24 protein-coding genes and 1 riboswitch are annotated in these 25,057 nt (G+C 73.7%); of the genes, 16 read left to right on the top strand and 8 right to left on the bottom strand.

The genetic code is table 11. The features are described from left to right. The first annotated feature begins 3 nt into the window (after positions 1-3). The 5 genes from AOQ37_RS09490 to AOQ37_RS09470 all read left to right on the top strand — a co-directional run bounded on the left by AOQ37_RS09490 (position 4) and on the right by AOQ37_RS09470 (position 5,106). Entirely contained in the window at positions 4-600 is a 597-nt protein-coding gene (locus AOQ37_RS09490; protein WP_062643598.1) for an NADPH-dependent FMN reductase, read from the top strand. A gap of 254 nt (positions 601-854) precedes the next feature. Continuing rightward, complete coding sequence (locus AOQ37_RS09485; RefSeq protein ID WP_234436848.1) at positions 855-1,613, top strand: DUF4232 domain-containing protein; 759 nt, start codon at positions 855-857, stop codon at positions 1,611-1,613. 74 nt (positions 1,614-1,687) lie between these two features. After that, positions 1,688-2,893 carry a sensor histidine kinase gene (locus tag AOQ37_RS09480; RefSeq protein ID WP_062643596.1) on the top strand — a complete coding sequence of 402 codons (1,206 nt, stop codon included), beginning with the start codon at positions 1,688-1,690 and terminating at the stop codon, positions 2,891-2,893. Between the two features lie 18 nt (positions 2,894-2,911). Continuing rightward, positions 2,912-3,610 (top strand): response regulator, encoded by a 699-nt coding sequence (locus AOQ37_RS09475; protein WP_062643201.1) that lies wholly within the window; start codon positions 2,912-2,914, stop codon positions 3,608-3,610. Between the two features lie 74 nt (positions 3,611-3,684). Then, positions 3,685-5,106, top strand: a complete 1,422-nt coding sequence (locus tag AOQ37_RS09470) for a M1 family metallopeptidase (protein ID WP_062643200.1) — start codon at positions 3,685-3,687, stop codon at positions 5,104-5,106. A gap of 21 nt (positions 5,107-5,127) precedes the next feature. Here AOQ37_RS09470 and AOQ37_RS09465 read toward each other — a convergent pair whose 3' ends face one another. Further along, positions 5,128-5,598, bottom strand: coding sequence for an ATP-binding protein (locus tag AOQ37_RS09465; RefSeq protein WP_062643198.1), 471 nt, complete (start codon positions 5,596-5,598; stop codon positions 5,128-5,130). Between the two features lie 237 nt (positions 5,599-5,835). Then, positions 5,836-6,067, top strand: a riboswitch (cobalamin riboswitch). A 164-nt stretch (positions 6,068-6,231) separates the two neighbouring features. Here AOQ37_RS09465 and metE point away from each other — a divergent pair. Beyond that, positions 6,232-8,550 (top strand): 5-methyltetrahydropteroyltriglutamate--homocysteine S-methyltransferase, encoded by a 2,319-nt coding sequence (gene metE, locus AOQ37_RS09460; protein ID WP_062643196.1) that lies wholly within the window; start codon positions 6,232-6,234, stop codon positions 8,548-8,550. A 152-nt stretch (positions 8,551-8,702) separates the two neighbouring features. Then, positions 8,703-9,269 carry a universal stress protein gene (locus tag AOQ37_RS09455; protein ID WP_062643194.1) on the top strand — a complete coding sequence of 189 codons (567 nt, stop codon included), beginning with the start codon at positions 8,703-8,705 and terminating at the stop codon, positions 9,267-9,269. A gap of 97 nt (positions 9,270-9,366) precedes the next feature. Here the strand turns inward: AOQ37_RS09455 and AOQ37_RS09450 are convergent, their stop codons facing one another. After that, a complete protein-coding gene (locus AOQ37_RS09450; RefSeq protein WP_234436847.1) occupies positions 9,367-10,089 on the bottom strand; it encodes a hypothetical protein in 723 nt (240 codons plus the stop codon). Between the two features lie 104 nt (positions 10,090-10,193). Between AOQ37_RS09450 and AOQ37_RS09445 the strand changes: the two genes are divergently transcribed. Together AOQ37_RS09445 and AOQ37_RS09440 are read left to right on the top strand one after the other, a co-directional pair. Next, positions 10,194-10,697 (top strand): MarR family winged helix-turn-helix transcriptional regulator, encoded by a 504-nt coding sequence (locus tag AOQ37_RS09445; protein ID WP_062643190.1) that lies wholly within the window; start codon positions 10,194-10,196, stop codon positions 10,695-10,697. A gap of 63 nt (positions 10,698-10,760) precedes the next feature. Beyond that, positions 10,761-11,132: a tetratricopeptide repeat protein gene (locus tag AOQ37_RS09440; protein WP_062643188.1), complete on the top strand. Its 372-nt coding sequence runs from the start codon at positions 10,761-10,763 to the stop codon at positions 11,130-11,132. A gap of 115 nt (positions 11,133-11,247) precedes the next feature. Here the strand turns inward: AOQ37_RS09440 and AOQ37_RS09435 are convergent, their stop codons facing one another. Continuing rightward, positions 11,248-12,645, bottom strand: coding sequence for a PepSY-associated TM helix domain-containing protein (locus AOQ37_RS09435; RefSeq protein WP_062643186.1), 1,398 nt, complete (start codon positions 12,643-12,645; stop codon positions 11,248-11,250). Between the two features lie 160 nt (positions 12,646-12,805). On the opposite strand from AOQ37_RS09435, the gene AOQ37_RS09430 reads away from it, so the two are divergent. Further along, on the top strand, positions 12,806-13,450 hold the full coding sequence (locus tag AOQ37_RS09430) for a peptide deformylase (RefSeq protein ID WP_062643183.1): 645 nt from the start codon (positions 12,806-12,808) through the stop codon (positions 13,448-13,450). Positions 13,451-13,477: 27 nt separating this feature from the next. Here the strand turns inward: AOQ37_RS09430 and AOQ37_RS09425 are convergent, their stop codons facing one another. Next, a complete protein-coding gene (locus tag AOQ37_RS09425) occupies positions 13,478-14,896 on the bottom strand; it encodes a dihydrolipoyl dehydrogenase family protein (protein WP_062643181.1) in 1,419 nt (472 codons plus the stop codon). A 143-nt stretch (positions 14,897-15,039) separates the two neighbouring features. On the opposite strand from AOQ37_RS09425, the gene trxA reads away from it, so the two are divergent. Further along, entirely contained in the window at positions 15,040-15,450 is a 411-nt protein-coding gene (gene trxA / locus AOQ37_RS09420; RefSeq protein ID WP_062643179.1) for a thioredoxin, read from the top strand. Positions 15,451-15,550: 100 nt separating this feature from the next. Here trxA and AOQ37_RS09415 read toward each other — a convergent pair whose 3' ends face one another. From AOQ37_RS09415 to AOQ37_RS09405, 3 genes are read right to left on the bottom strand one after another with little or no spacing between them, the layout of a single operon-like run. Beyond that, positions 15,551-16,987: an aldehyde dehydrogenase family protein gene (locus tag AOQ37_RS09415; RefSeq protein ID WP_062643177.1), complete on the bottom strand. Its 1,437-nt coding sequence runs from the start codon at positions 16,985-16,987 to the stop codon at positions 15,551-15,553. Positions 16,988-17,027: 40 nt separating this feature from the next. Continuing rightward, positions 17,028-18,206, bottom strand: a complete 1,179-nt coding sequence (locus AOQ37_RS09410; protein ID WP_062643175.1) for a 4-hydroxybenzoate 3-monooxygenase — start codon at positions 18,204-18,206, stop codon at positions 17,028-17,030. Positions 18,207-18,231: 25 nt separating this feature from the next. Beyond that, positions 18,232-19,281 carry a LacI family DNA-binding transcriptional regulator gene (locus AOQ37_RS09405; RefSeq protein WP_062643172.1) on the bottom strand — a complete coding sequence of 350 codons (1,050 nt, stop codon included), beginning with the start codon at positions 19,279-19,281 and terminating at the stop codon, positions 18,232-18,234. A gap of 116 nt (positions 19,282-19,397) precedes the next feature. On the opposite strand from AOQ37_RS09405, the gene AOQ37_RS09400 reads away from it, so the two are divergent. Both AOQ37_RS09400 and AOQ37_RS09395 read left to right on the top strand, forming a co-directional pair. Then, positions 19,398-20,069 carry a TetR/AcrR family transcriptional regulator gene (locus AOQ37_RS09400; protein ID WP_062643170.1) on the top strand — a complete coding sequence of 224 codons (672 nt, stop codon included), beginning with the start codon at positions 19,398-19,400 and terminating at the stop codon, positions 20,067-20,069. Further along, positions 20,066-21,214: an FAD-dependent oxidoreductase gene (locus tag AOQ37_RS09395; RefSeq protein WP_062643168.1), complete on the top strand. Its 1,149-nt coding sequence runs from the start codon at positions 20,066-20,068 to the stop codon at positions 21,212-21,214. Before AOQ37_RS09400 ends, AOQ37_RS09395 begins: the two co-directional genes overlap by 4 nt. Here AOQ37_RS09395 and AOQ37_RS09390 read toward each other — a convergent pair. Continuing rightward, complete coding sequence (locus AOQ37_RS09390) at positions 21,198-21,902, bottom strand: TetR/AcrR family transcriptional regulator (protein ID WP_062643166.1); 705 nt, start codon at positions 21,900-21,902, stop codon at positions 21,198-21,200. The two genes, AOQ37_RS09395 and AOQ37_RS09390, sit on opposite strands and share 17 nt — an antisense overlap. A gap of 100 nt (positions 21,903-22,002) precedes the next feature. Here AOQ37_RS09390 and AOQ37_RS09385 point away from each other — a divergent pair, with 100 nt between their 5' ends. The 3 genes from AOQ37_RS09385 (at position 22,003) to AOQ37_RS09375 (ending at position 25,046) form a co-directional block, all read left to right on the top strand. Next, complete coding sequence (locus tag AOQ37_RS09385) at positions 22,003-22,566, top strand: NAD(P)H-dependent oxidoreductase (protein ID WP_062643164.1); 564 nt, start codon at positions 22,003-22,005, stop codon at positions 22,564-22,566. A 289-nt stretch (positions 22,567-22,855) separates the two neighbouring features. Beyond that, positions 22,856-23,803 (top strand): FkbM family methyltransferase, encoded by a 948-nt coding sequence (locus AOQ37_RS09380; protein ID WP_062643163.1) that lies wholly within the window; start codon positions 22,856-22,858, stop codon positions 23,801-23,803. Between the two features lie 268 nt (positions 23,804-24,071). Continuing rightward, positions 24,072-25,046: an alpha/beta hydrolase gene (locus AOQ37_RS09375; protein WP_062643594.1), complete on the top strand. Its 975-nt coding sequence runs from the start codon at positions 24,072-24,074 to the stop codon at positions 25,044-25,046. The last annotated feature ends 11 nt before the right edge of the window (positions 25,047-25,057 follow it).

Below are 25,057 nucleotides of genomic sequence, written 5' to 3'. Positions count from 1 at the left end.
GGCATGAACAACGACAAGCACAAGCTGGTGATCATCGTGGGAAGCGTCCGGGAGGGACGGTTCGGCCCGGTCGTCGCCTCGTGGGTCGCCGAACAGGCGCGTCTGCACGGCGGTTTCGACGTGGAGGTCGTCGATCTGGCCGGGATCGACATCCCGCTCGCCCTGCCCGCGGCCTCCCCGAAGTACGCCGGTGACGACTATCCCCGTCCGGCCGGGATGGCGGCGCTGACGTCGGCGCTGGAGCGTGCCGACGCGTTCATCGTGGTCACGCCGGAGTACAACCACAGCTACCCCGCCTCCTTGAAGGCGGCCGTCGACTGGCACTTCACCCAGTGGACGGCCAAGCCCGTCGCCTTCGTCAGCTACGGCGGAGCGGCGGGCGGCCGGCACGCGGTACTGCATCTGGAGAACGTGCTGACCGAGTTGCACGCGGTGACCGTCCGCGACGGCCTGGCCTTTCCGAACTACTACACGGCGTGGCAGGACGGCCGGCCGCTGGACCCCCAGGTCGCCGGGTACGCCAAGACGCTGCTCGACCAGCTCTCCTGGTGGGCCGGGGCGTTGCGGACCGCTCGCGAGGCCGTTCCCTACCCCGCCTGACGACGGCCGGGGCAGCCCGGTACGGCCCGCACCAGAGGTGGAGGCACCACGCCCGCTTCCACCGGAGGTTGACCCCGGTGTCGGGCAGAGGTCTACGCCGGGGAGGTCCACCGCACCGGAAGTCGACGGAGCATCCGGCTCTCCGCCGGACGCCGTCGGCACCCTCGCTCTCCTAGCCTCGGTAGCGCCGGGACGACCTGCCGGCGCATCGGGAGTCGAGAGCGGCCGGGAACGGCCGACCACGGGGGAACACCATGAACATCTCTGTCCGCGAGAACCGTAGGACGTCCAAGAGGCCCGACCGCTGGAAGTCCTGTGCCGTGGGGGCCGCGGCGGTCGGCGCGATGCTCGTGTCCGCGGGGTGCGAGCCGGGCGAGGCGGACGGCGCCGACTCCACCGCCTCGGACCGGCCGAGCGCGACCGGCCCGGCGCAGCCGGGTGCGACGGGCTCCGGCACGCCCGGGGCATCGGGTCCGGCGACGCCGAGCGGCGGTTCGGGCACCGGTGGCGACGGATCGGGGGGCGCCACCGGCGGCGGGAGCGGCGGCGGCAGCGGTGCCGCCGCCGCTCCGGCCTGCGCCGCGGCGGACCTCTCGTTCGGCACCACGCTCGAGGACGGGGCGGGCGAGGTCCCCAAGCATCTCCTCATCACCGTCACCAACACCGGCGACAAGAAGTGCGCCGTCCACCACTACCCGCACCTGTTCCTCGGTCCGTACGCCGAGGCCCGCTACCCGATCGACGTGTACGAGGACAGCGACCCGAAGGCCGGGCCCGTCACCCTCGCTCCGGGCGACGAGGCGTACGCCGCGCTGCTCGCCTCCGGTGTCCCGATGGACCAGTACGAGACGGACACGATCACCCTGCTGCTCCACGGCCGTGAGCTCGGCAGCGACGGGAGTGGTCCGATCGACGTCGGCCTGCCCCGCGAGGTGGCGTTCGACGACGGCGCCCGCGTCACCTACTGGACGACCGCTTCCGGCTTCGCCCTGGACTTCATCATGTCCTCCTGACCCGGTCCTCCTGACTCGGTCCGTGACTCTCGTAGGAGGCGGGTCGGTTGAGAGGCTTCGTCTACCATGTCCGGATGCCCGCGACGGAGGCGTTCCGCCCGCGCCCGGCCAACATCGCCCTCGCCGCCGGTTTCGCCCTCGCCGGCTGTCTGGCCGGGGCGTTCTACCATCCGTCGGCCTGGCGGCCGTTCGACCTGTGGGCGTATCTGCTCACCCTGCTGATCGCCCTGGCGCTCGCCCTGCGAGAGAACCTGCCGTTCGGCGTGCTCGTGACCACGACGGCGGGCTTCGCCGGATATCTGCTGCTGGGATACCAGCCCTCGCTCAACTTCTGGGTCCCGGCGGTGGCGTTCATCTCCGTCGCGGCCCGGGAAGGACGCGGCCGCATCGCGTGCGGCACCGGGTTGCTCACGGCGGTCATCGCGCTCAGCGGGGTGTGCGGCCGGCTGCCCTGGCCGGTCGTGGCCGTGCAGGCCCTGATCGTGCCGGCCGTCGCCTGCACCGTCGGGCTCACCCAGCGCCGTCTCGCCGACCGCAACGCCGAGTTGCGGCGGCTGACGGCCCTGCTCGACCGGCAGCAGCGCCAGGAAGCCCGCCGGGCCGTCCTGGACGAGCGCTTCCGCATCGCGCGGGAGCTGCACGACACGATCTCGCAGCACATGACGATCGTCACCTTGCAGACCGGGCTGGCCGAGTACGTGTTCTTCAGTGACCCTCCCTCCGCCCGCGAGGCACTCGGCACCGCCGCCGCGGCCGGACGGGAGTCGTTGGAGGAGCTGCGCCGGCTCCTCGTCGTACTGCGCACCTACGATCTCGGCGACACGTCCGGTCCCGAGAACCCGGCCGACCCGGTCCCCGACGATCTGCTGGCCGGCGTCGACCGCATTCCCGCGCTCGCCGAGCGGCTGGAGGCGGCCGGCCTGCATGTCGAGGTCCGGTTCTCGGGGGAGCGCAGGCCGCTGCATCCAGGAGTGGAACTGTGTGCCTACCGCGTCGTCCAGGAGGCCCTCACCAACGTGGTGAAACACTCCGGGTCGGCCACCGCCGAGGTGGCCGTCCACTACCTGGACGACGAACTGAGAGTGACCGTCCTCGACCGGGGCGGGCCGCTTTCGGCCACATCTTCCGACGGGTCCGGACACGGCTTGATCGGCATGCGGGAACGGGCCAAGATTTGGCACGGCTCGCTGACAGCCGGTTCCCGCCCGGAGGGCGGGTTCCGGGTGCGGCTCAGTCTTCCCCTGGGCCAGGACCGCGGCGGCGGCCGATCCGTGACGTGAGCATCTGCGAGGAGCGCTGTGGCCCGCATCCTGGTCGTGGACGATCAGCACCTCATCCGCTCCGGCATCGTCACGCTGCTGCGCACGGTGGAAGGACTCGGCCCGGTCGTGGAGGCGTCGGACGGTGTGGAGGCCGTCGCCGCGGCACGTGAGCACCACCCGGATCTGATCCTGATGGACATCAAGATGCCCCGGCTCAGCGGGCTCGCGGCCGCGGAGCGCATTCTCGCCCTCGGCCTCGACCCGGCTCCGCGCATCGTCGTCCTCACCACCTTCGACGACGACGAGTTCGTCTACGCGGCCCTGCGCGCCGGATGCAGCGGCTTCCTGCTGAAGGACATGCCGCCGCAGCAGCTTCTCAGCGCGGTCACGGCGACCCTCTCGGCGGACCTGCTGGTGGCTCCCGCCCACGTCCGGCGGCTCGTCGAGCGGCACGTCGGCCGACGGCAGTGGCCGGGGACCGGGACCGGCGCCGACGCGACGGGCATGCTCACGGGCCGCGAGGTCGAGGTGCTCGAATTCGTCGCCGAGGGCCTCGCCAACGAGGAGATCGCCGAGCGCATGCGGGTCAGCGAATCCACGGTCAAGACGCACCTGCACCGGGTGATGACCAAACTGGATCTGCGCAGCCGCGCCCAGGCAGTGGTGTTCGCCTACGAGGCGGGCATCGTCGAGGCCGGCGTCCGTCGGGTCCGACCGGACGCCCCCGGCGCGTGACGGAGGAGACCGGCCGCGCCGGGGACGCCCCGAGCAGGCTCTCCGGGCGTTGGGTTGTGGCAGTATCGGCTGGCATGTCGCCGTCAGCCGTGGGGCCGTCCGGGCCCGGCCGCCGTCTGTCCGTCGTGTCGCTCGTCCTGCTCGTGCTGCTCGCGGCCCTCGGCGCCGGAGTGAACGAGGCCGGTGCGACGACCTCCGGGGCCGGGATGTCCGGGGCCGGGATGTCCGGGGGCGCGGCGACGCCGGATCGCCCTCGCTACGACGTGGCCCTGCGCTCCGACGCCGACGGCGGCCACTGGAGCGGTCGGCAGCGGGTGTCGTTCCGCAACGCGTCCGATCGGCCCCTGCGCGAGGTGTACCTGCGGCTGTGGGGAAACGGCGAGGACAAGTGCGGCACGCCCGCAGCGCCCTCCCCCGTCGTCGTGTCGCGCGTGACCGGTGGCGCACCGGGGCCGCTCGACGTGGACTGCACGGCACTGCGCATCGACCTGCCGGAACCGCTCGGGCGCGGCGAGCGGACGTCCGTCTCCTTCGACGTCTCCCTCACCGTCCCCGACCGCAACGCCCGTTTCGGCCGGGAGGGCGCCCACCGCTTCCTCGGCAACGCGCTGCCGGTGCTCGCCGTGCACGACGCGCGGGGATGGCACCTCGACCCGTATGTGGCGCTCGGCGAGAGCTTCTACGCCCTGACCGGCGACTTCCACGTACGTCTCGACCACCCGTCGGCCCTGGAGGTGCCCGCGACGGGTCGTACCCGGGCCGTCCCCGGGAGCCCCGGCCGTACGGTCACCGTCAGCGTCGCGGAGCGGGTGCGGGACTTCGCGTGGGCCGCGGGCCCGTTCCGTACGGCGACGCAGACCACGCCCGGAGGTGTGCGGGTGAGGTCGTACTGGGCGGCCGACACCCCTGACGCGGGCGTGCGGCTCAACCGCGCGGACGCCGTCGCCGCGATCGACCGGTTCGGCCGGGAGTTCGGCCGCTATCCGTACGGCGAGATCGACCTCGTGATGACCGCGGGGTTCGGCGGCGGCATGGAGTACCCGGGCCTCGTCCTGCTCGGCACCACCGAGGAGGGCGGCGCCGTCGTCCACGAGGTGGCGCACCAGTGGTGGTACGGCGTCGTCGGCAACGACGAGTACGGCTCGCCGTGGCTGGACGAGAGTTTCGCCCAGTACGCCAACGCCCGCTTCTACGGCTGGGAGACCGACGGCTGCTGGTCGGACGTCCAGTGGCCCGACGACGAGACCGCGCTGACCGCCTCGATGGCCTACTGGTCGCGGCACCGCGGCGAGTACCACCTCCTCTACACGGCCGGCCCCTGCGCCCTGGCCGACCTGGAACGCACCCTCGGCGCCGACACCATGGCCCGTCTGCTGCACCGGTACGTCCGGGACCACTGGTACGGCGTCTCCAGCACCGCGGCCTTCAAGAAGGCCGCCCAGTCCCTGACGGACGTCGACCTGCGCCCCTTCTGGGAGACGCACCGCATCCGGTGACGCCCGCCGGAGTACGACGCGTCACGCCCGGGTGGGGGCCTCGCGGGTCGTCTCCCTCAGGGCGATGCGCGCGGTGACGCGCTTGCCGGCCGGCTCCTGCTCGATGAAGAGGTCCTCGGTGACCGCCTTGACGATCTCCAGACCGTGCTGGCCGACCCTGCCCGGATCGCCGGCCCGTGCCACGGGAACAGTGGGGTCGCTGTCCCACACGACGACCTCCACCGCACGGGCGGTGAGGCGCAGTTCCACCAGAACGGGGCCGGGGGCGTACTTGCGGGCGTTGGTGACCAGTTCGCTGACCACGAGCTGGGTGAGGTCGCGCGCGCGTGCGGGCTCCGGCAGCCGACGGTGGGCATGGGCCTGGCCGAGGAAGGCGACGGCGTGGTGGCGGGCGTCCGCGATGCAGCCGTCGTCCGCGTCCAGGACGTACCCGGAGCGCATCAGGTACCCGTCCCGTCCCGCACTGCCGTCACCTTCGGCATCGGATTCCACGTGCCTCGCCCTCGCTCCCCCGTTCACGTGCGCAGGTACCCGCGATCGCGCCCCGCATACCACGGAGGCGCGGGTCCCGGGCCGTGTCCGCTTGCGCGGTCCACCGCCGCGGTCGGCCCGTGGTGCGCGCTGCTGCCGCTGCGCGGGCGTGGATCTCGAGCCCGACGGGGCCGGTGGCCGGTGCCGCATCGCTCGACGGATGCTCGACCCTTCCCGCGGCGCGGAGCGACAACCCGTAGGGTGGTGGGCGCAGCTGGTTCGCCCCGTCCGCCAGGCGGGACGCGTCGTAAGAGGGAACCCGGTGGGAATCCGGGACTGCCCCGCAGCGGTGAGCGGGAACGACCGCCGTCATACGCACTGGACCCACGAACAGGGTCTGGGAAGCGACGGCCAGTAGGTGTCTCGTACGCATTCCGTACGGTGAGACGTGCCCGTGAGTCCGAAGACCTGCCCGTTGCCCGCGTGCGACCCACTCGTGCGCGGATGTCCCGGTGACCTCGTGGGCGGGTCGGCGTACAGATCGGTCGGGCGACCGCGCCATGAGGCGCGAGATCGGGCCCGTCCGGTTCGTCACCCTTCGCGCTCGCGTCCCGTCCCGGGACCCCAGGGAGATATCTCGCGAAGGAGATTTCCGTGACAGCGAAGTCCGCGGCCCCGGCGGCACGGGCCACCGTGTACGGCTACCCCCGGCAGGGCCCGAACCGGGAACTGAAGAAGGCCGTCGAGGGGTACTGGAAGGGCCGGGTCACCGCCGACGCCCTCCGGACGACCGCCGCCGAACTGCGTGCCGCCAACTGGCGGCAGCTCGCCGACGCCGGGCTCGACGAGGTCCCGACCGGCGACTTCTCGTACTACGACCACGTCCTGGACACCAGTGTCATGGTCGGCGCGATCCCCGGCCGGCACCGTGCCGCCGTGGCCGCCGACCCCCTCGACGGCTACTTCGCCATGGCGCGCGGCGACCAGGACGTCGCACCGCTCGAGATGACCAAGTGGTTCGACACCAACTACCACTATCTGGTGCCCGAGTTGGGCCCGGACACCGAGTTCACGGCCGATCCGGCCAAGCAGGTCGCCGAACTCGGGGAGGCCCTCGCCCTCGGGCTGAGCGCCCGCCCGGTGCTGGTCGGCCCGGTCACCTACCTGCTGCTCGCCAAGCCCGCCCCGGGGGCGCCCGCGGACTTCGAGCCGCTCACCCTGCTGGACCGGTTGCTGCCGGTGTACGCCGAGGTCCTCGCCGACCTGCGCGCGGCCGGCGCCGGGTGGGTACAGCTGGACGAGCCCGCCCTCGTCCAGGACCGCACCGCGGCCGAACTGGACGCCGCCGCCCGCGCGTACCGGGCTCTCGGCGCCCTGTCCGACCGTCCCAGGCTCCTGGTCGCCTCCTACTTCGACCGGCTCGGCGAGGCCCTGCCGGTCTTGGCCAAGGCTCCGGTCGACGGACTCGCCCTGGACTTCACCGGCGCCGCGGCCGCCAACCTCGGCGACCTCGCGGCCGCGGGCGGCCTGCCCGGCAAGCGGCTGGTCGCCGGTGTCGTCGACGGCCGCAACGTCTGGATCAACGACCTGGAGGCCTCCCTGGCCACCCTCGGCACCCTGCTCGGGCTGGCCGGCCGGGTCGACGTGGCGGCCTCCTGCTCCCTGCTCCACGTGCCGCTCGACACGGCCCCGGAGCGGGACATCGAGCCGGGGATCCGGCGCTGGCTGGCCTTCGCGCGCCAGAAGACCGCCGAAGTCGTCACCCTCGCCCGGGGTCTGGCCCTCGGCACCGACGCGATCACGGGCCGACTGGCCGCGAACCGCGCCGACCTGACCGCCCGGGCGAACTCACCGATCACCCGCGACCCGGTCGTCCGTGCCCGCGCCGCCGCCGTCCGGGAAGCCGACGCCCGCCGCTGCGGGCCCTACGCCGAGCGGGCCGCCGCCCAGCGGGCCCGCCTCGGCCTGCCCCTCCTGCCGACCACCACCATCGGCTCCTTCCCGCAGACCGGCGAACTGCGCACCGCCCGCGCCGACCTGCGCACCGGCCGCGTCGACACCGCCGGCTACGAGGAGCGCGTCAGGGCCGAGATCCAGGAGGTGGTCTCCTTCCAGGAGAAGGCCGGCCTGGACGTCCTCGTGCACGGCGAGCCCGAACGCAACGACATGGTCCAGTACTTCGCCGAGCAGCTCACCGGGTACCTGGCCACGGAACACGGCTGGGTGCAGTCCTACGGCACCCGTCACGTCCGCCCGCCGATCCTGGCCGGCGACGTCTCCCGCCCCGGACCGATGACCGTGCGCTGGACGACGTATGCCCAGTCCCTCACCGCGCGGCCGGTCAAGGGCATGCTCACCGGGCCGGTCACCATGCTCGCCTGGTCCTTCGTCCGCGACGACCAGGCCCTCGGCGACACGGCCCGACAGGTCGCCCTCGCCCTGCGCGACGAGGTCGACGACCTGGAGAGGGCCGGGACCTCGGTGATCCAGGTGGACGAGCCCGCGCTGCGCGAGACCCTGCCGCTGCGGGCCGCCGACCGTCCGGCCTACCTGGCCTGGGCCACCGAGGCGTTCCGCCTCAGCACGAGCGGCGTGCGTGCGGACACCCAGATCCACACCCACATGTGCTACGCCGAGTTCGGGGACGTCGTCCAGGCCATCGACGACCTCGACGCCGACGTCATCAGCCTCGAAGCCGCCCGCTCCCACATGCAGGTCGCCCGTGAGCTCGCCGCCCACGGCTACCCGCGTGAGGCCGGACCGGGCGTCTACGACATCCACTCGCCCCGTGTCCCGAGCGCCGAGGAGGCCGCCGCACTGCTGCGCACCGGCCTGCGGGCCATTCCCGCCGAGCGCCTCTGGGTCAACCCCGACTGCGGCCTGAAGACCCGCGGCTGGCCCGAGACCCGGGCCTCGCTGGAGAACCTGGTGGCCGCCGCCCGCACGGTCCGCGAGGAACTCTCCCCGTCCTGACGGCAGGTACGCCCCGGCCGGGGAAGGACGCGCGCCGTCCTTCCCCGGCCCCCGGGCTGTTCGGGGCCTCCCGGGGTAGGCGGGACGGAAGCGGTCGTGCGCGTGGTCGCCGCCCGGACGGACCGGCCGGCGCGCGCAGAACGGAGGATGCGATGCCCGAGTCCCGCCCGTCCCCGGCCCCCCGTGTCGTCGTGGGGGTGAGCGGCTCACCGGGGAGTCTCACCGCCCTGGGCCGGGCCGCCGACGAGGCACGGCACCGGGGAGCCGAGCTCTGGCCGGTGCTGGTCTGGGAGCCGCCGGGCGGCGAGTTCGCCGTCCGCAGGTCGACGTCCGCGGCCGTGCTGGCCGAGGACTGGGAGCGGCTGGCGCGCGAGAGGCTGCGCGACGCCCTGCGCGAGGTCTTCGGCGGGGGCGGTCACGGGGTGCCCACCCGGGCCCTCGTCGCACGCGGCACCCCCGGTCCGGCACTGGTCGGGACCGCCGACCGGGAGGACGACCTCCTCGTGCTCGGCGCCGGACGGCGCGGCCTGCTGCACCGCGCGTTGTGGCCGTCGACCGGCCGCTACTGCCTGGCCCACGCCGTCTGCCCGGTCCTGGCGGTGCCCCCGTCCCCCCTCCAGGCCGCCCTCGCCTCGGCGCGCCGCCGGAACGCGTTGCGGCTGCGACTGGACACCGGCCATCTGGCGAGGGAGTTCGCCACCGCCCCGCCCGAGGCCTGAGCCGGAGCCGTCGACGCGCGACGCGCGACGGGTCGGCGGCGCGACTCGCGGGATCGTCGGCCCCGCCGGGTTTCCGTGTCCTACGCGGCGACGCGGGTCAGACCCCGTCCCGGGCGCCGTCCCCGGTGTCGGCCCGTCCCGGCTCGGGGCCGAGTTCGGCGTACACCCGGGCGGACTCGAAGGGGAACTCCACGCACTCCTCCCCCGCGAAGCACCGGGCCGCGTGGCCGCGCAGCCGGGGCCCGTAGGTCCCGTCGCCGAACAGGGCGGTGTAGCCGCGCTCCTCGTCCGCGTGGGCGACGAGGCCCGCCGTGTCGGCGAGGTAGACGTCGAAGCCCGGGTACATGAGTCCGAGGTACGGCATGTCGTCCAGGTCGAGGGCGAGCACCGGGTACTCGCCCTCCCCGTCCGGTTCGGTGACGGCCAGGATCCGTCGCGAGTCCGATCCGCCGGGCAGGAGGAAGCACTCGGAGAAGCGTCCCGACAGCCACCCGAACATCTCGCCCCAGAAGGCGCCCATCTCGTCCCCGACCAGCCGGTCGAGCGGCCGTGGCGCGAAGGCGCCGTCCGGGGTGAACCATCCGTGCCGCTCCAGCAGGCCGGTGTCGTAGGCCAGCCAGGCACGCAGGCTCGGCGACAGGGGGCGCCCGGACGGGAACGCGGCCCGCTCGAGCGCGTCCTCGGCCATCGGCCTGGGGACGCCCCCTTCCACCCAGGGCACGTTCAGGTAGGGCAGCAGGTACGGCAGCGCGCTCGCGGCCGGATCGCGGCGCACCACCTCGATGACCCGCTCGGTCAACGGCACTCCGTGCACGGGCACTTCCCCCTCTTTCGCTCAGGTGGCGGCCCCGCCGCCGGAAGTCGCCGGAAGCCGTGAGACACCATGAGAAGCCTCGGACATAGTAGCCATGTAATCTATCGCCCATGATCGAGCGCAGGGGTTCCGAAGGGGCGACGCCCGGTTTTCTGGTGTGGCGGCTGTCGACGAAGTGGCGCGTCGCCGTGGACCGGGCGGTGGCCCCGCTCGGCCTCACCCACGCCCAGTACTCCCTGGTCGCCTCGCTGTACGGGATGCAGCACGCCGGCGAACGGCCCAGCCAGCGCCGCCTCGCCGACCACACCGGCCTCGAGCCGCTCTACGTCTCCAAGCTGGCGCGCGCCCTGGAGACCGCCGGCCTGATCGAGCGCACCCGGGACCCCCGCGACCCGCGCGCCGTGCAGCTCGCCCTGACCGAGCGGGGGCAGGACGTGACACGGCGGGCCGTCAAGGTGGTCCGGGGACTGCTGGACCAGCTCCTGGAACCGCTCGGAGGACTGAAGAGCCCGCGCACCCGCACCCTCACCGCCGAACTGTCCCTCCTGCTCGACGTGCCGCTCGACCCCACCTCGGCGGGCGACGGCCCGGCCACGGAGGCACCGGCCGGGTAGCGCCTCCCGGTTAGTGGAATATTCAACCACCACACCCGGTTGTCGGCCTCGAAGGAGGCACGAGTGGACACGACATACGAGACGACCGACAACACCGCCTACTACGCCCACGGAACGCCGGCCGAGCGGTGGGAGCGGGCGCGGCTGTTCTTCGCCGCGAAGGAGTACGCCGCCGCCGCGCGGGTGCTGGTCGGGCTGGTCGAGGAGGTGCCGGAGCAGACCGGACCGCGGCTCCTGCTGGCCCGCGCCTACTACCACTCGGCCCAACTGCTGCGCGCGGAGAACGAGTTGCGGTTGATCGTCGAGCGGGACCCGGTGGAGCACTATGCCCGGCTGATGCTGGGCCGCACCCTGGAGCGACAGGGGCGGCACATCGAGGCGGGACCGCATCTGCGGCTCGCCTCGGCGCTGGCCGGGGACTTCCCCGAGGCCTGAGCCCGCAGCGATGGGACGACGCGCGGCCCGGCGGTGACCTCCACCGCCGGGCCGCTTCCGCGCGGGACCGGTACGGGTCCGGCGCGGGACCGGTACGGGTCCGGCGCGGGACCGCTCAGACGGCCGTCCGCCGCCCCCGCCGGTGCGCGATCTCGCCGAGGACGACGTCCACGACCAGGAAGCCGGCGAGCGGTACGCCGAGGAGGGGAACGAAGTAGGCGATCACGGCGATGCCCGCCATCAGCGGGACGAGGACGTACGGCGGGACCTGCGCCCAGGCACCGCGCGGGATCGGCCGGCCGAAGGCGGAACCCCGGCCGCGCTGCCACCACATCCGGTATCCCCACACGATCAGCAGGATCAGGGAACCCGCGAGAGCCATCAGCGCGAGCTGGTTGACCAGGCCGAACAGCACGCCGGTGTGGAGGTCGATGCCCCAGCGGGTCAGCTTGGCGAGCAGCGGGAAGTCGTCGAACCGCAGCACGTCGGTGACCTCGCCGGTGGCCGGGTCGATCGCCACCGCGTCCTGCTTCTCGGGCCAGCCGCGCTGCACCTGCTTGACCACGTACGCGGAGGAGGCGTCCGCGGGCGGGACGATCTCGACCGGGTCGCCCAGCCCCTCGGCCCGCGCGGCGGCGAGGATCTCGTCGAGGCCGACGCCGTCCCCGGCGTCCCCGCCCGCGCCCGCGGCCGTCCCGTGACCGGCGTGCTCGCCGCCGCCCGCGGCCGCGGAGACCGACGGGGTGGCCTGGCCCAGCGAGGTGCGCAGGACGTCGATGTTGGCGCCCGCGTAGGTGGACCAGGTCAGCCCGGTCACGGACAGGAAGAGGAAGCCGACGGCGGCCCAGACGCCGACGGTGCCGTGCAGGCCCAGGGTGCGGCGCCGTCCGGTGGTGCCGCGGACCTTGCGCAGGGCGCGTCGCCGGGAGAACCAGAGCACCAGACCGCCGCCCGCGATCACCCACAGCCAGCTGGCGGCGAGTTCGCTGTAGAGGCGGCCGTTCTCGCCGAGGTGCAGATCGCGGTGGAACTCGTCGATCCAGGTGCGCAGGGGCAGCGCGCCGGTGGAGCCGTACTGCTCCAGGGCGCCGCGCACGGTGCCCGTGTACGGGTCGACGAACACCGCGAGGGTGTGGGTGGCGTCGACGCCCTTGACGCCGGACAGCATCACCCGGGTGGTGGCGTCGTCCTGCGGGGAGGGGCGGACGGCCGAGACCGTGCCCTCGGGGTAGGCCGTGCGGGCCGCGTCCACCTGCTCGGAGATCGACAGCGGACGGTCGCCGACCGGCACGGTCAACTCATGGGAGTACAGCAGCTTCTCGGCCTGGAACGCGCCGGCGTACAGGAATCCGGTCGCGGCGGCGACCAGCAGGAACGGCGCCACGAACACGCCGGCGTAGAAGTGCAGACGCAGTATCAGCGGGCGCAGCGGGGCCCAGGGACCGCGGGACTCGGGCGCGGGCGCCGCGGTGTGCGGGGCCTCGTCCGTGGTGGTCGAGGGAGCGGTGGACATGGTGGGGCTTCTCCGGAGGCAGGAGGAGTGGGTCGGGGACAGCGGCCCGGGGGACGTTTTCCAGCCGTGACGCACCAGTAGTCGGTGACGGACGGCATCGAGTTCCCGTCACTTCAAGTGACGCGCGTCACAGAGCGTGCGGTCATGGCATGCTGGCCCGATGGCATCTCCCAGTCCCCGCGCGCCCCTTGCCGACCGGATCGAGGAACTCCTCGCCCCCGGCGGCCCGTTGCCGATCGTCGCTGCCGGGGACCCGGTCCTGCGGGCGGGCACCCCGCGCTACGAGGGCCAGCTCGACCCCGCTCTGCTGGCCCGGTTCGTCGAGGCATTGCGCGTCACCATGCGCGCGGCGCCGGGTGTCGGCCTGGCGGCCCCGCAGGTCGGGGTGGACCTGCGGATCGCGGTCGTCGAGGACCCGGCGCCGGTGCCGGAGGAGGTGCGGCTGGCCCGCGGCCGGGTGCCCCAGCCGTTCCGGGTCCTGGTCAACCCGGCCTACGAGCCGGTCGGTTCCGCGCGTGCCGCCTTCTTCGAGGGCTGCCTGAGCGTGCCGGGCTACCAGGCGGTGGTGGCCCGGCACGCCGAGGTGCGGCTCACGGGCGCGGACGAGCACGGCCGGCCGCTGGACGAGGTGTTCGCCGGCTGGCCCGCCCGTATCGTCCAGCACGAGACGGACCACCTCGACGGGCTGCTCTACCTCGACCGGGCCGAACCGCGCTCGCTCTCGGCCAATGAGGCCGTCCTCGAACGCTGGGCGCAGCCGACGGCGGACGCCGCCGCGAGGGCGCTGGGGTTCGAACTGCCCTAGGCGGCGGGCCCCGTCGGTCGCATCGCGTCAGTTGTCCCGGTAGGCCTCCAGCAGCCGCAGCCACACCTCGCTGAGCGTCGGGTAGGACGGGACGGCGTGCCACAGCCGGGCAAGCGGGACCTGGCCGGCGACCGCGACGGTCGCCGAGTGGATCAGCTCCCCGACCCCCGGGCCGACGAAGGTGACGCCGCGCAGGATCTCCTGCTCCAGGTCGACGACCATCCGGGCGCGGCCCTGGTAGCCCTCGGCGTACAGACCCGCTCCGGCCACCGACGACATGTCGACGTCGACGGCCCGCACCCGGTGTCCGGCCTGTTCCGCCTCGGCGAGCGAGAGGCCGACGGCTGCCGCCTCCGGGTCGGTGAAGACGACCTGGGGGACGGACGCGTGGTCGGCCGTGGCGGCGTGGGCGCTCCACGGGTCGTTCTCCGGCAGGTCGGTGCCGGCCGCGCGGGCGGCGATGGCGGCGCCCGCGATCCGGGCCTGGTACTTGCCCTGGTGGGTGAGGAGGGCGCGGTGGTTGACGTCGCCCACCCCGTAGAGCCAGTCGGTGCCGGTGACCCGCAGGCTGTCGTCGACGGTGAGCCAGGAGCCGGGTGCCAGGCCGACCGTGTCCAGGCCGATGTCGTCGGTGCGCGGGGCGCGGCCGACGGCGAAGAGGATCTCGTCGGCCTCGATGCGCTCACCGGTGTCGGTGACGACCACGACGGTGCCGTCGGTGCGGGTCACCGACGCCACCGAGGTGCCCGTGCGGACATCGGCGCCGGCCTCGGTGAGCGCCGCGGCGACCAGTTCGCCGGCGAACGGCTCCATCCGGTCCAGCAGGCCCTTGCCCCGCACGAGGAGCGTGACCCGGGAGCCCAGGGCCTGCCAGGCGGTGGCCATCTCGGTGGCGACGACTCCGCCGCCGACCACGACGAGCCGGCCGGGCGCGGACTGGGCGCTGGTGGCCTCCCTGCTCGTCCAGGGCCTGACCTCGGCGAGGCCCGGCAGGTCGGGCAGCGCCGCCCGGGTCCCGGTGGCGACGACGACCGCGTGCCGGGCGGTCAGCACCTTGTCCCCCACCGTGACCGTGCGCGGGCCGGTCAGCCGTCCGTGGCCGCGGTACAGGTCCGCGCCGATGCTCTTGATCCAGTCGACCTGGCCGTCGTCCGTCCAGTCGCCGGTGAACCAGTTGCGGCGGGCGAGGACCGCCTCGGTGTCCAGCGGACCCTGCACCGCTCGGCGCAGGCCGGGCAGTCTGCGGGCGTCCGCGCGGGCTATCACCGGGCGCAGCAGGGCCTTGCTGGGCATACAGGCCCAGTACGAGCACTCGCCGCCGACCAGTTCGCTCTCCACGACCGCGGTGGTGAGGCCGGCCGCACGGGTGCGGTCGGCGACGTTCTCCCCCACGGGCCCGGCTCCGAGCACAACCACGTCGTACAGGTTGGTTTCCGTTTCCGTCATGGGGTCAGTCTGGTGGGTGGTGTGCGGGGTGGCCACACGGGTAGGGGCGCGGAATACGTGTCGGGCCGGCCGCGTTGTCGAGGACGGCTTCACCCCATGTCAGGGGACCCTGGCAGGAAGTACCGGGAAGAGGGAATCACGCCATGAGCAGCACCGTGGAGCTCACCAAGGAGAACTTCGACCAGACGGTCACCGACAACGACTTCGTCCTGATCGACTTCTGGGCGTCCTGGTGCGGCCCGTGCCGTCAGTTCGCCCCGGTCTACGACAAGGCCGCGCAGGAGAACCCGGACCTGGTGTTCGGCAAGGTGGACACGGAGGCGCAGCCGGAGCTGGCCGCGGCCTTCGGCATCCAGTCGATCCCGACGCTGATGATCGTGCGCGACCGGGTCGCCGTGTTCGCCCAGCCGGGCGCCCTGCCCGAGGCCGCCCTCACGGACGTCATCGGACAGGCGCGCGAGCTGGACATGGACGAGGTGCGCAAGTCGATCGAGGAGGAGCAGGCCAAGGCGGCGGCGGGGGCCGACGGCACCCCGGCCGCCCAGGGCGAGTAGTCGAGGAGCCCCCGGACCGGACTCCCGGAGCGGGGGTCCCCGGAGCGGGAGTCGCCGGAGCGGGAGTCGCCGGAGCGGGGAGTCGCCGGAGCGGGGGTCCTCAGAACGGGTACGGCGCCACGTCCGCGCGGACCGTCGTCCAGCGCACGTCGGTGAATGCCTCGAGGTTGGCCTCGCCGCCGAAACGGGCGCCGGTGCCGGAGGCGGCGACCCCGCCGAAGGGCGCGACGGCCTCGTCGTTCACGGTCTGGTCGTTGATGTGCACGATGCCGGTCGGGACGCGTTCGGCGAGGTCGAGACCGCGGGCCGCGTCCCGGGTGACGATGCCGAGCGAGAGGCCGTAGGGGCTGCGCGCGGCCAGCGCCGCCGCCTCGTCCGGGGTGGCGAAGGCGCGTACGGGTGCGACGGGGCCGAAGACCTCCTCCGCGTAGGCGGGTGTGTCGTCGTCGACGCCCGCGAGGACGGTCGGCCGGTAGAACAGCTCCTCGTGCCTGCCGCCCGCGGCGAGCTTGGCGCCGGCCGCGGTGCTGGCCTCCACCAGGCCGTGCACCTTGGCGAGCTGGCCGTCGTCGATGAGCGGGCCGAGGTGGACCTGGGCGCGGTGCGGGTCGCCGACGGCGAGGGCGTCGGCCTTCGCCGCGAGCCGCTCCACGTACTCCTCGTAGAGGGAGGCGTGGACCAGGTGGCGGCCGGTGGTCATGCAGATCTGGCCCTGGTGGAAGAAGGAGCCCCAGGCCGCCGTGGAGATCACCGCGTCCAGGTCGGCGTCCTCGAGCACGATCAGGGCGGAGTTGCCGCCGAGTTCCAGGTGGGCCCGCTTGAGGTGGCGGCCCGCGGCCTCGCCGACCGCCCGGCCGGCTCCGGTGGAGCCGGTGAAGGAGATCACCGGCACGAGCGGGTCGGCGACCAGGGCCGCGCCGGTGTCCGCGCCGCCCGGGAGGATGTGCAGCAGGTTCTCGGGCAGGCCCGCCTCGGCGAAGACCGCCGCCAGGGCCAGTCCCCCGCACACCGCCGTGCGCGGGTCCGGCTTGAGGACCACCGCGTTGCCGAGCGCGAGGGCGGGCGCGACGGACCGGATCGACAGGATCAGCGGGGCGTTGAACGGGGAGATCACACCCACCACGCCGACGGGCACCCGCCGGGTGTACGACAGCCGGGGCGCCTCGCTGGGCAGGACCTGTCCGGCCGGGCGGGAGGCGAGCGCGGCGGCCTCGTAGCACTCCTGGGCGGCGACGTGCAGCTCGAAGTCGGCCTTGCCGGGGATGGATCCGGACTCGCGGACGATCCAGTCGCGCAGTTCGTCGGCGTGTGCGGTGAACAGGTCACCGGCCTTGCGCAGCACGCCGGCGCGCACGAAGTGAGGGAGCCGCGCCCACTCGGTCTGCGCGGCACGGGCCGCCTCGGCGGCGGGGCCCACGTCCGCGGCGCCCGCCAGGTCGACGGTGCCCAGCGGGTCGCCGGTGGCGGGCTCGGTGACGGTGTACCGGGGACCCGACAAGGGGCGGGACTGCCAGTTCTTGGGGTCGAGCAGCGGCATGAAGGCTCTCCGATCGGTGACCCGCGGGACTCGCGGCTCCTCACAGCGGGAGGGGAAGTCCCGTGTAGTTGGCCGCCAGTTCGGCGGCGGCGTGGCGGGATGCGGTGATCCGGCGCAGCCGGGCGAGCTGCATCCGGTGGTCGAACGCGTCTCCATCTGGTTGAGCGTGCAACATCCTAGTCATGTCGTCGGAAAAGCGGGTCGCCTGCCACACACGTCGCAGACAGAGTTCCGAGTACCCGTCCAGCAGCCTCGTGGACCCGGTGGCGTGCAGTTCGGCGAAGGCGCCGGCGAGCAGCCGTACGTCCGACACGGCGAGGTTGAGCCCCTTGGCGCCGGTCGGCGGGACGATGTGGGCGGCGTCCCCGGCGAGCAGCAGCCGGCCGTGCCGCATCGGCTCGTGCACGAGGCTGCGCATCGGCGTGACGGACCTGCTGATGATCGGGCCGCGGCACAGCGTCCAGTCGGCGTCGACGACGAAGCGGGCGGCGAGTTCGTCCCAGATCCGGTCGTCGGGCCACTCCCCCAGGTCGGTGCCGTTGGGGACCTGGAGGTAGAGCCGGGAGATCCACGGCGAGCGCATGCTGTGCAGGGCGAAGCCGCGTTCGTGGCGCGCATAGATCAACTCCTCGCAGGAGGGCGGCACTTCGGCGAGCACGCCGAGCCAGGAGTACGGGTACTCGTGGGTGTACGTGCGGCCCGCGGCGGCCGGGAAGGCCGCGCGGGCGACGCCGTGCGAGCCGTCGCAGCCGACCACCCAGTCGCAGGACAGGGTCCGTTCGCGGCCCTCGTGCAGGAACCGCACGACGGGCGACCCGCTCAGCGGTTTCTCCACACCGAGGGCCTGTGCCTCGAACAACAGGGGCGGCCCGTCGGCGAGTTGGAGGGCGACGAGATCCTTGACGATCTCCGTCTGGGCGTAGATCGTGACCGTGCGGCCGCCCGTGAGGACGGGGAAGTCGAGATGGTGGCGTTCGCGGTCGAAACGCAGCTCGATGCCGTGGTGCACCAGGCCCTCGGGGTCGAGCCGGCCGGCGGCCCCCGCTTCGCGCAGGGCGTCGACCGTGCCCTGCTCCAGCATTCCGGCCCGCTGGCGCCGCTCCACGTACCGCCGGGTCCTGCTCTCCAGGACCACGCAGTCGACGCCCGCGCGGTGCAGCAGCCGGGCGAGCAGCAGCCCCGCGGGGCCGCCGCCGATGATGCCGACCGTCGCACGCATGGCACGCCTCCCCTGCGACCGTAGTTCAGCTGGAGTCGCGCTGCACCACGGTGGCCCCGAACGGCTCGTGCGGCTCGGGCAGGGCCGCGGGGCTGCGCACCGCCCGGTCGACCAGCGAGGCGAGGTCACGGCCGGAGGGCAGCGCGATCCGCACGGTGCTGAGCCGGGGCCGCAGCAGCCGGCCGAGCATCAGGTCGTCCGCACCGATGACGGCGACGTCCTCGGGGACGCGTACGCCCGCGTCCTGGAGGGCGCGTATCAGCAGCATGGCGTACTCGTCGTTGTAGGCGAAGACGGCGTCGAGGCCGAGGGCGGACCAGCGGGCGGCGAGGGCGGCCGCGGCCTCCTCCGTGTACGCCAGGGACAGCTCGGTGACGGTGGCGTCCGTGTCGTGCAGCGCCTCGCGGGCGCCGGCCAGACGGGGCGCGGAGAACATCTCCATACCGCGCTCGGCCGGGACGACCACCCCGATCCGGCGGCGGCCGCGGGCGTACAGATGGGTCGCGGCGCTGCGGCCGACGTCGGCGTGGTCGAGGAGCAGGGCACGGGCTCCCTCGACCGCCTCGGGCCCGAGGGTGACCACGGCCCGGGCCCCGGACCGCTTCAGCACCGCGACCCCCTCCGGGCCGACGCCGGGGCTGGGCACCAGCACGGCCACGGGCCGCAGTTCGGCCCAGGCCCGGGCCGCGTCGTCACCGCGCAGACCGGTGGCGCCGTACTGGACGACGGTGTAGTCGAGGCGGCTCAGCGCCCCCTGGAAGTCGTGCACGAACTGGGAGTAGAGGGGGCCCGCCGGGACGGGCAGGGTGGGCATCAGGACCATGCGGCTGTGGCCGGCCCGCAGGGTGCGGGCGGCCGCGTGCGGCACATAGCCGAGTTCCTTGGCGGCCGCGTGCACGCGGCGACGGGTGGGCTCGCTGATGCGTACGGCACTGGCGTTGTTCAGGACGTAGGAGACGGTCGCGCGCGAGACGCCGGCCAGGCGGGCGACGTCGGCGCTCGTGGGCACGGGGCGCGGCGCCGGCGGCATCGTCGGCGCGGGCGGGTTCGGTATCTGCACCATGACGTACGGCATCTTGGCAGAAGCTGTGAGCGACCTTCCGGGCGGGGGACGCCGAAATCCGATGAGCCGTCAACGAACATGTTCGTGACGTACTTGTTCGCGACGAACATGTTCGTTACAGTGGAGGCATGACAGCACGCCCCGATACTCCGCGCAGCCGCCGCGAGCGCCCGGCCAAGCCCGCTCTGACCAGGGAGGGCATCGTGGCCGCCGCCCTCAGGGTGCTGCGCGCCGAAGGCCTGCGGAAGCTCACCATGCGGCGCCTGGCCGAGGAACTCGACACCGGCCCGGCCTCTTTGTACGTGTACGTCCGCAACACGGCGGAGCTGCACGCGGCCGTGCTCGACGAACTCCTGGGGACGGTCGGCCCCGCGCCGGACGAGGGCGACTGGCGCGAGCGGCTGGAGGCGGTGCTCACCGCGTACACCGCGATGCTCTTCGCCTACCCGGACCTCGCCCGCTCCGCGCTCACCGCCCGGCCCAGCGGCCCGCACTACCTGGACCTGATCGAGACCCTGCTGGCCCTGCTCGACGAGGGCCGGGTGCCCCCCGCACAGGCCGCCTGGGGCGTGGACCTGCTGCTCCAGCACGCCACCGCGACGGCCGCCGAACACACCGACGAGGCCTCCCAGGAGGACTGGGACGCCCTGCGGCAGGCGGTCCGCGAGGCGTCGGAGGACGACCGTCCGCACCTCGCGGGTCTGGCCGGCCCGCTGCTCTCCGGCCCGCCCGAGGCCCGCGTCTCCTGGGGATTCCAGGCGCTGATCAGCGGCATCGAGCGGACCGCCGTACCCGAATGACCACCACAGGAGGAACCGTGCATCACCCCGTAGCGATCATCGGCGCCGGACTCGGCGGCCTCACCCTCGCCCGCGTCCTGCACGTGCGCGGCATCAAGGCGGCCGTCTTCGACCTGGACGCCTCCCCCACCGCCCGCACCCAGGGCGGTCTGCTCGACATTCATCTGGACTCCGGCCAGGAGGCGCTGCGCGCCGCCGGCCTGCACGACGGGTTCCGACGCCTGGTGATGCCCGGCGGCCAGGCCACCCGGGTCCTCGACCGGGACGCGGTGGTCCGCTTCGAGGACGCCGACGACGGGACCGGCGGGCGCCCCGAGGTCGACCGGGGCGCCCTGCGCGACCTGCTGCTGCACTCGCTGCCCGAGGGCACGGTCCGCTGGGGCGCGAAGGTCACCGGCGCGCGGGCCCTGGGCGAGGGGCGGCACGAGGTGCGCCTGGAGGACGGCTCCGCCTTCACCACGGACCTGCTGGTCGGCGCCGACGGAGCCTGGTCCCGGATCCGACCGCTGCTCTCCGCCGCCCGGCCCGCCTACACGGGCGTGTCCTTCGTGGAGACGGACCTGCCGGACGCGGACGTACGCCATCCGGTGAGCGCCGCGGTGGTCGGCGGCGGGTTCCTGCTCGCGCTCGGGGCCGGCAAGGGGTTCCTCGCGCACCGCGAACCCGACGGCGGCCTGCACGTCTACACCGCGCTGCGGGTCGCCGAGGGGTGGGCGGACGGCATCGACTTCGGCGACACCGAGGTGGCCAAGGAGCGCGTCCTGGAGCACTTCGCGGACTGGGACAAGAGCCTGCGGGCACTGGTCGCCGACGCCGACGGACCACTGGTGCCGCGCCTGATCCACGCCCTGCCGGTCGGCCACCGCTGGGACCGCGTCCCCGGGGTCACCCTGCTCGGCGACGCCGCCCATCTGATGTCACCGTTCGCGGGCGAGGGCGCCAACCTCGCGATGCTGGACGGCGCCGAACTGGGGCTGGCCCTGGCGGCGCACCCGGGCGGGCGTGAGGCCGCGCTGGCCGCCTACGAGGAGAAGCTGTTCCCGCGCAGCGCGGCGGCCGCCGCCGACTCGGCCCGCAGCGCGACGGCCCTGTTCGCCGAGGACGCCCCGCGGGCCGTCGTCGACCTCTTCACCGCGCGGCCGTGACCGGCGGCGGCACGCTCGGCACGCCGCTGGTCACCCGGTCGACGAGTTCGCCCCAGCCGGCCTCCAGACGCGCCGCCGGCATACCGCACTGCCGGGTGAGGTGGTGCACCAGGACCGGGTTGAGATACCCCATCAGCGTGTGGGCCAGCAGTTCGACGTCCGCGTCGGGCAGCGCCTGGCGCAGCAGCAGCACGAGATGACTGTGATGGACCCGCCGCGGGGGCACGGAGTACCGGCGGTCCGGTCCGGGCTCGGCCGCCAGCTGGAGGTCCAGTTCGTCCACGGCCCGCCGGAGCATGGCGACACCGAACGCCCGCAGGCGCTCCACGGGCTCCGCGCCCGGCCCCAGCGGCGGGGGGCCGCTCAGGAACGCGGCCTGGAAGTTGCGCTCCGAGTGGTCCAGGAGGGCGGTCAGCAGCCCGGTGCGGTCGCCGAAGCGCCGGAACACCGTGCCCTTGCCCACGTTGGCCGCGCTCGCCACCGCCTCCATCGTGACCCCGGCCGCGCCGTGCTCGGCGATCAGCCGGGCGGCCGCGTCCAGCAGCCGGGCCCGGTTCCGGGCCGCGTCGGCGCGCAGGCACGGCTCGTCGCCCGCCGGGCCCAGGTGCAGCAGCTCGGGCTCGGTCAGGCTCTCCTCGGACTCCGGACAGGGAGGCAGAACGGCGGACATGAACTCAGCGTAAAGCATCGGGAATGAAACTGGACCGTGGTCCGGTTAGGATGCTAGAACATTAAACGGACCTCGGTCCGGATTCGTAACAGCAATGTTTCAGCCTCTGGGAGTACCCATGTCTGTCCGCATCCTCGCGCTCGTCGGCAGCCTTCGCGCCGGTTCGACCAACCGCCAGCTCGCCGAGGCGGCCGTCAAGGTCGCTCCCGAGGGCGCCGACGTCGACCTCTTCGAGGGCCTCGCCGAGATCCCCTTCTACAACGAGGACCTCGACGTCGAAGGCAGCGTCCCGGCCGCCGCCGCCAAGCTGCGCGCCGCCGCCCAGGCCGCCGACGCCTTCCTGCTCTTCTCCCCCGAGTACAACGGCACCATCCCGGCCGTGCTGAAGAACGCCATCGACTGGCTGTCCCGCCCGTACGGCGCGGGCGCCTTCGGCGGCAAGCCCGTCGCCGTGGTCGGCACCGCGTTCGGCCAGTTCGGCGGCGTGTGGGCGCAGGACGAGGCCCGCAAGGCCGTGGGCATCGCCGGCGGCCGGGTCATCGAGGACCTCAAGCTCTCCATCCCGGGCTCGCTGACCCGCTTCGCCGAGACCCACCCGGTCGACGACGCCGAGGTCGCCGCCCAGCTGACCGAGGTCGTGGCCCGTCTGCACGGCCACGCGGGCGAGGTCGCGGCGGCCTGACCGCGTGACCGCCTGAAGCGGCACGACACGGCGAGACAGGGGTCCGGAGCGGTTTCCGGGCCCCTGTCGCCGTACCCCCGCCCCGCCGTACGGGCTCCGGTGGACGGATCACGGGGGCGGTCCACGGGGTCCAGCGCACGGGGTCCGACGCACGGCGGCCCCGGCCCGTGAAGTCGAGGGACACCGGCCGCCACGGACCGGTCCGTCCGCTTCCTCGTCCGGCAATCGGATCGGCGAATGTCGTTCAACTCCCGGACCGCCTCCGGCGGCGTCTGATAGGGCTGGACGGATGCGCACCCTCTCTCGACGACTGCTCGGCCTGATGCCCCGGATCGGCGTCCAGGTGACCGACCTCTGGCCGGGGACGGCGGTGGTCTCCCGGCGCGTCGGCGCGTACCGGCTGACCGGCGCGGACAGGGACACGTGGGTGGTGCGCCGGACCCGGGACGCGGCCCGGTCCGAGGCCGCCGCGGGCGCCGCCGTGCGGCTGGGCGACACCGGCGCCCTGCTCCTGATGGAGAGCGCGGGCGCCCGGGACGAACGCGCACTCCAGCTGGCGGCCGCCGAGTACCTCTGCACCCGGCACGTGACCGCGATGCTGGAGCTCTACGGCGTGAACTGCGTCTTCGACGTCGGCGCCAACAGCGGCCAGTACGCCAGGCGGCTGCGCGGGCTCGGCTACACCGGCCGGATCGTGTCCTTCGAACCCACCTCGGAGACGTTCGCCCGGCTCGAGAAGGCCGCGGCGGACGACCCCGACTGGCAGGTGTACCGGTGCGGACTGGGCCGCGCGGAGGCGACGGCCGAGATCCACGTCGGCTGGAAGACGATGAACTCCCTGCTGCCGGCCAGCGACTACGGCAAGGGCCGCTACAGCAGGTTCGCGAAGGCCGACACCGAGGAGATCCACGTCCGCCGGCTGGACGAGGTCATGACCGAGGCGCTGGACGGCCTCGCCGATCCGCGGCCCTACCTGAAGATGGACACCCAGGGCTACGACCTGGAGGTGTTCGCCGGCGCCGGGGAGCGGATCGCGGAGTTCGTCGGGATGCAGTCCGAGGTCGCGGTGCTGAAGCTCTACGAGGGCAGTCCCGGCATGGGCGAGGCCGTCGCGGTGTACGAGGCCGCCGGGTTCGGCATCACCGGCATGTACCCCGTGACGCGTGAGGCCACCACGGGGCGGGTGATCGAGTTCGACTGCGTACTGATGCGCGCGGACGCCGCGCCCACCCCATAGCGCCGCAGCGCCGTAGCGCAGTCCCACCCGGTGGCGCCGTCCCCCGCCGCAGCGCCGTAGCGCGGTCCCGCGCCGCCGGTGGAACCGTTCGCGGGCGTCACGCCCGGCATCGGAGGTCGTGCCCCCGCGGGCCGCGGAGCGGGAAGTGGCCGTCACCCGCCGTACGGCGGTCAGCTCCCGCCGGACGGCGGTGGCCGGGAAGGCGGTGCGGGCGCCGATCATGGGCGGCACGAGCCGCCGCGCGACCGCGCTCCTCGTGAGGAGACAAATGACATCCGCACCGCCGCCCTTCGACCCCGAACTCGGCGCCGCCCTGGAGCTGCTCCGGGAGATGATCCAGCCGGGACTCGCCGCCGAGGACATCGAGACCGTCCGCCAGGGGCCCGGGATCGCCCTGCTGGCAGAACTGGACCTGACCCTGGACGGGGCCTTCGAGGTCGAGGACCGCGAGGTGCCGGGCCCGCCGGGCTGCCCGGACATCTCCCTGCTGATCTGCCGGCCCACGTCACCTGCTCCGGAGCGCCCGCGTCCGGTCGTCTATCACGTGCACGGCGGCGGCATGATCCTCGGCAACAACCGGGTCGGCGTGGACACGGCCCTGGACCGGGCGCGGGAACTGGACATGGTCGTGGTGTCCGTGGAGTACCGGCTGGCGCCCGAGCACCCGCATCCGGCGCCGGTCGAGGACGTCTACGCCGGTCTGCTGTGGACGGCGGAGCACGCCGCGGAACTCGGCGCGGACCCCGGGCGGATCGTGCTCGCCGGGGCCAGCGCGGGCGGCGGCCTCGCTGCCGCCCTCGCCCTGCTGCTGCGCGACCGTCGAGGGCCCCGGCCGCTCGGCCAGTTGCTGCTGTGCCCGATGCTGGACGACCGTAACGACACGCCCTCCAGCCACCAGATGGCGGGCCTCGGCGTCTGGGACCGCACGGCCAACGAGACCGGGTGGACGGCGCTGCTCGGCGAGCGGCGCGGCGGCCCGGACGTCTCCCCTTACGCGGCGCCCGCCCGCGCCGAGGACCTGTCCGGGCTGCCGTCGGCCTTTCTCGACGTGGGGTCCGCCGAGACCTTCCGGGACGAGGTGGTCGCCTACGCCTCCCGGATCTGGCAGGCCGGCGGGGTGGCGGAACTGCATGTCTGGCCGGGCGGTTTCCACGGCTTCGACGGCTTCGCACCGCAGGCCGCGCTGTCCAGGTCGGCCCGCGCGGCCCACCTGGACTGGCTGCGGAGGCTGCTCGCCGAATGACGCCTGCGGTC

The sequence above is a fragment of the Streptomyces maremycinicus genome (assembly GCF_001184025.1).
Taxonomy (GTDB): domain Bacteria; phylum Actinomycetota; class Actinomycetes; order Streptomycetales; family Streptomycetaceae; genus Streptomyces; species Streptomyces maremycinicus.
The sequence above is the reverse complement of the archived record's forward strand: the minus strand, read 5'-3'. Positions and strand labels throughout refer to the sequence as shown.

What these genes read in the sequence shown, in the direction of transcription:
- AOQ37_RS09455 (WP_062643194.1), top strand. Translation starts at nt 8,703, where the DNA reads ATGCCCGAGTCCCGCCCGTCCCCGGCCCCCCGTGTCGTCGTGGGGGTG.
- AOQ37_RS09435 (WP_062643186.1), bottom strand. Translation starts at nt 12,645, where the DNA reads ATGTCCACCGCTCCCTCGACCACCACGGACGAGGCCCCGCACACCGCG.
- AOQ37_RS09430 (WP_062643183.1), top strand. Translation starts at nt 12,806, where the DNA reads ATGGCATCTCCCAGTCCCCGCGCGCCCCTTGCCGACCGGATCGAGGAA.
- AOQ37_RS09395 (WP_062643168.1), top strand. Translation starts at nt 20,066, where the DNA reads ATGACCACCACAGGAGGAACCGTGCATCACCCCGTAGCGATCATCGGC.
- AOQ37_RS09400 (WP_062643170.1), top strand. Translation starts at nt 19,398, where the DNA reads ATGACAGCACGCCCCGATACTCCGCGCAGCCGCCGCGAGCGCCCGGCC.
- trxA (WP_062643179.1), top strand. Translation starts at nt 15,040, where the DNA reads ATGAGCAGCACCGTGGAGCTCACCAAGGAGAACTTCGACCAGACGGTC.
- AOQ37_RS09490 (WP_062643598.1), top strand. Translation starts at nt 4, where the DNA reads ATGAACAACGACAAGCACAAGCTGGTGATCATCGTGGGAAGCGTCCGG.
- AOQ37_RS09415 (WP_062643177.1), bottom strand. Translation starts at nt 16,987, where the DNA reads ATGCCGCTGCTCGACCCCAAGAACTGGCAGTCCCGCCCCTTGTCGGGT.
- AOQ37_RS09470 (WP_062643200.1), top strand. Translation starts at nt 3,685, where the DNA reads ATGTCGCCGTCAGCCGTGGGGCCGTCCGGGCCCGGCCGCCGTCTGTCC.
- AOQ37_RS09485 (WP_234436848.1), top strand. Translation starts at nt 855, where the DNA reads ATGAACATCTCTGTCCGCGAGAACCGTAGGACGTCCAAGAGGCCCGAC.
- AOQ37_RS09425 (WP_062643181.1), bottom strand. Translation starts at nt 14,896, where the DNA reads ATGACGGAAACGGAAACCAACCTGTACGACGTGGTTGTGCTCGGAGCC.
- AOQ37_RS09410 (WP_062643175.1), bottom strand. Translation starts at nt 18,206, where the DNA reads ATGCGTGCGACGGTCGGCATCATCGGCGGCGGCCCCGCGGGGCTGCTG.
- AOQ37_RS09375 (WP_062643594.1), top strand. Translation starts at nt 24,072, where the DNA reads ATGACATCCGCACCGCCGCCCTTCGACCCCGAACTCGGCGCCGCCCTG.
- AOQ37_RS09385 (WP_062643164.1), top strand. Translation starts at nt 22,003, where the DNA reads ATGTCTGTCCGCATCCTCGCGCTCGTCGGCAGCCTTCGCGCCGGTTCG.
- AOQ37_RS09480 (WP_062643596.1), top strand. Translation starts at nt 1,688, where the DNA reads ATGCCCGCGACGGAGGCGTTCCGCCCGCGCCCGGCCAACATCGCCCTC.
- AOQ37_RS09380 (WP_062643163.1), top strand. Translation starts at nt 22,856, where the DNA reads ATGCGCACCCTCTCTCGACGACTGCTCGGCCTGATGCCCCGGATCGGC.
- AOQ37_RS09405 (WP_062643172.1), bottom strand. Translation starts at nt 19,281, where the DNA reads ATGCCGTACGTCATGGTGCAGATACCGAACCCGCCCGCGCCGACGATG.
- AOQ37_RS09390 (WP_062643166.1), bottom strand. Translation starts at nt 21,902, where the DNA reads ATGCTTTACGCTGAGTTCATGTCCGCCGTTCTGCCTCCCTGTCCGGAG.
- AOQ37_RS09445 (WP_062643190.1), top strand. Translation starts at nt 10,194, where the DNA reads ATGATCGAGCGCAGGGGTTCCGAAGGGGCGACGCCCGGTTTTCTGGTG.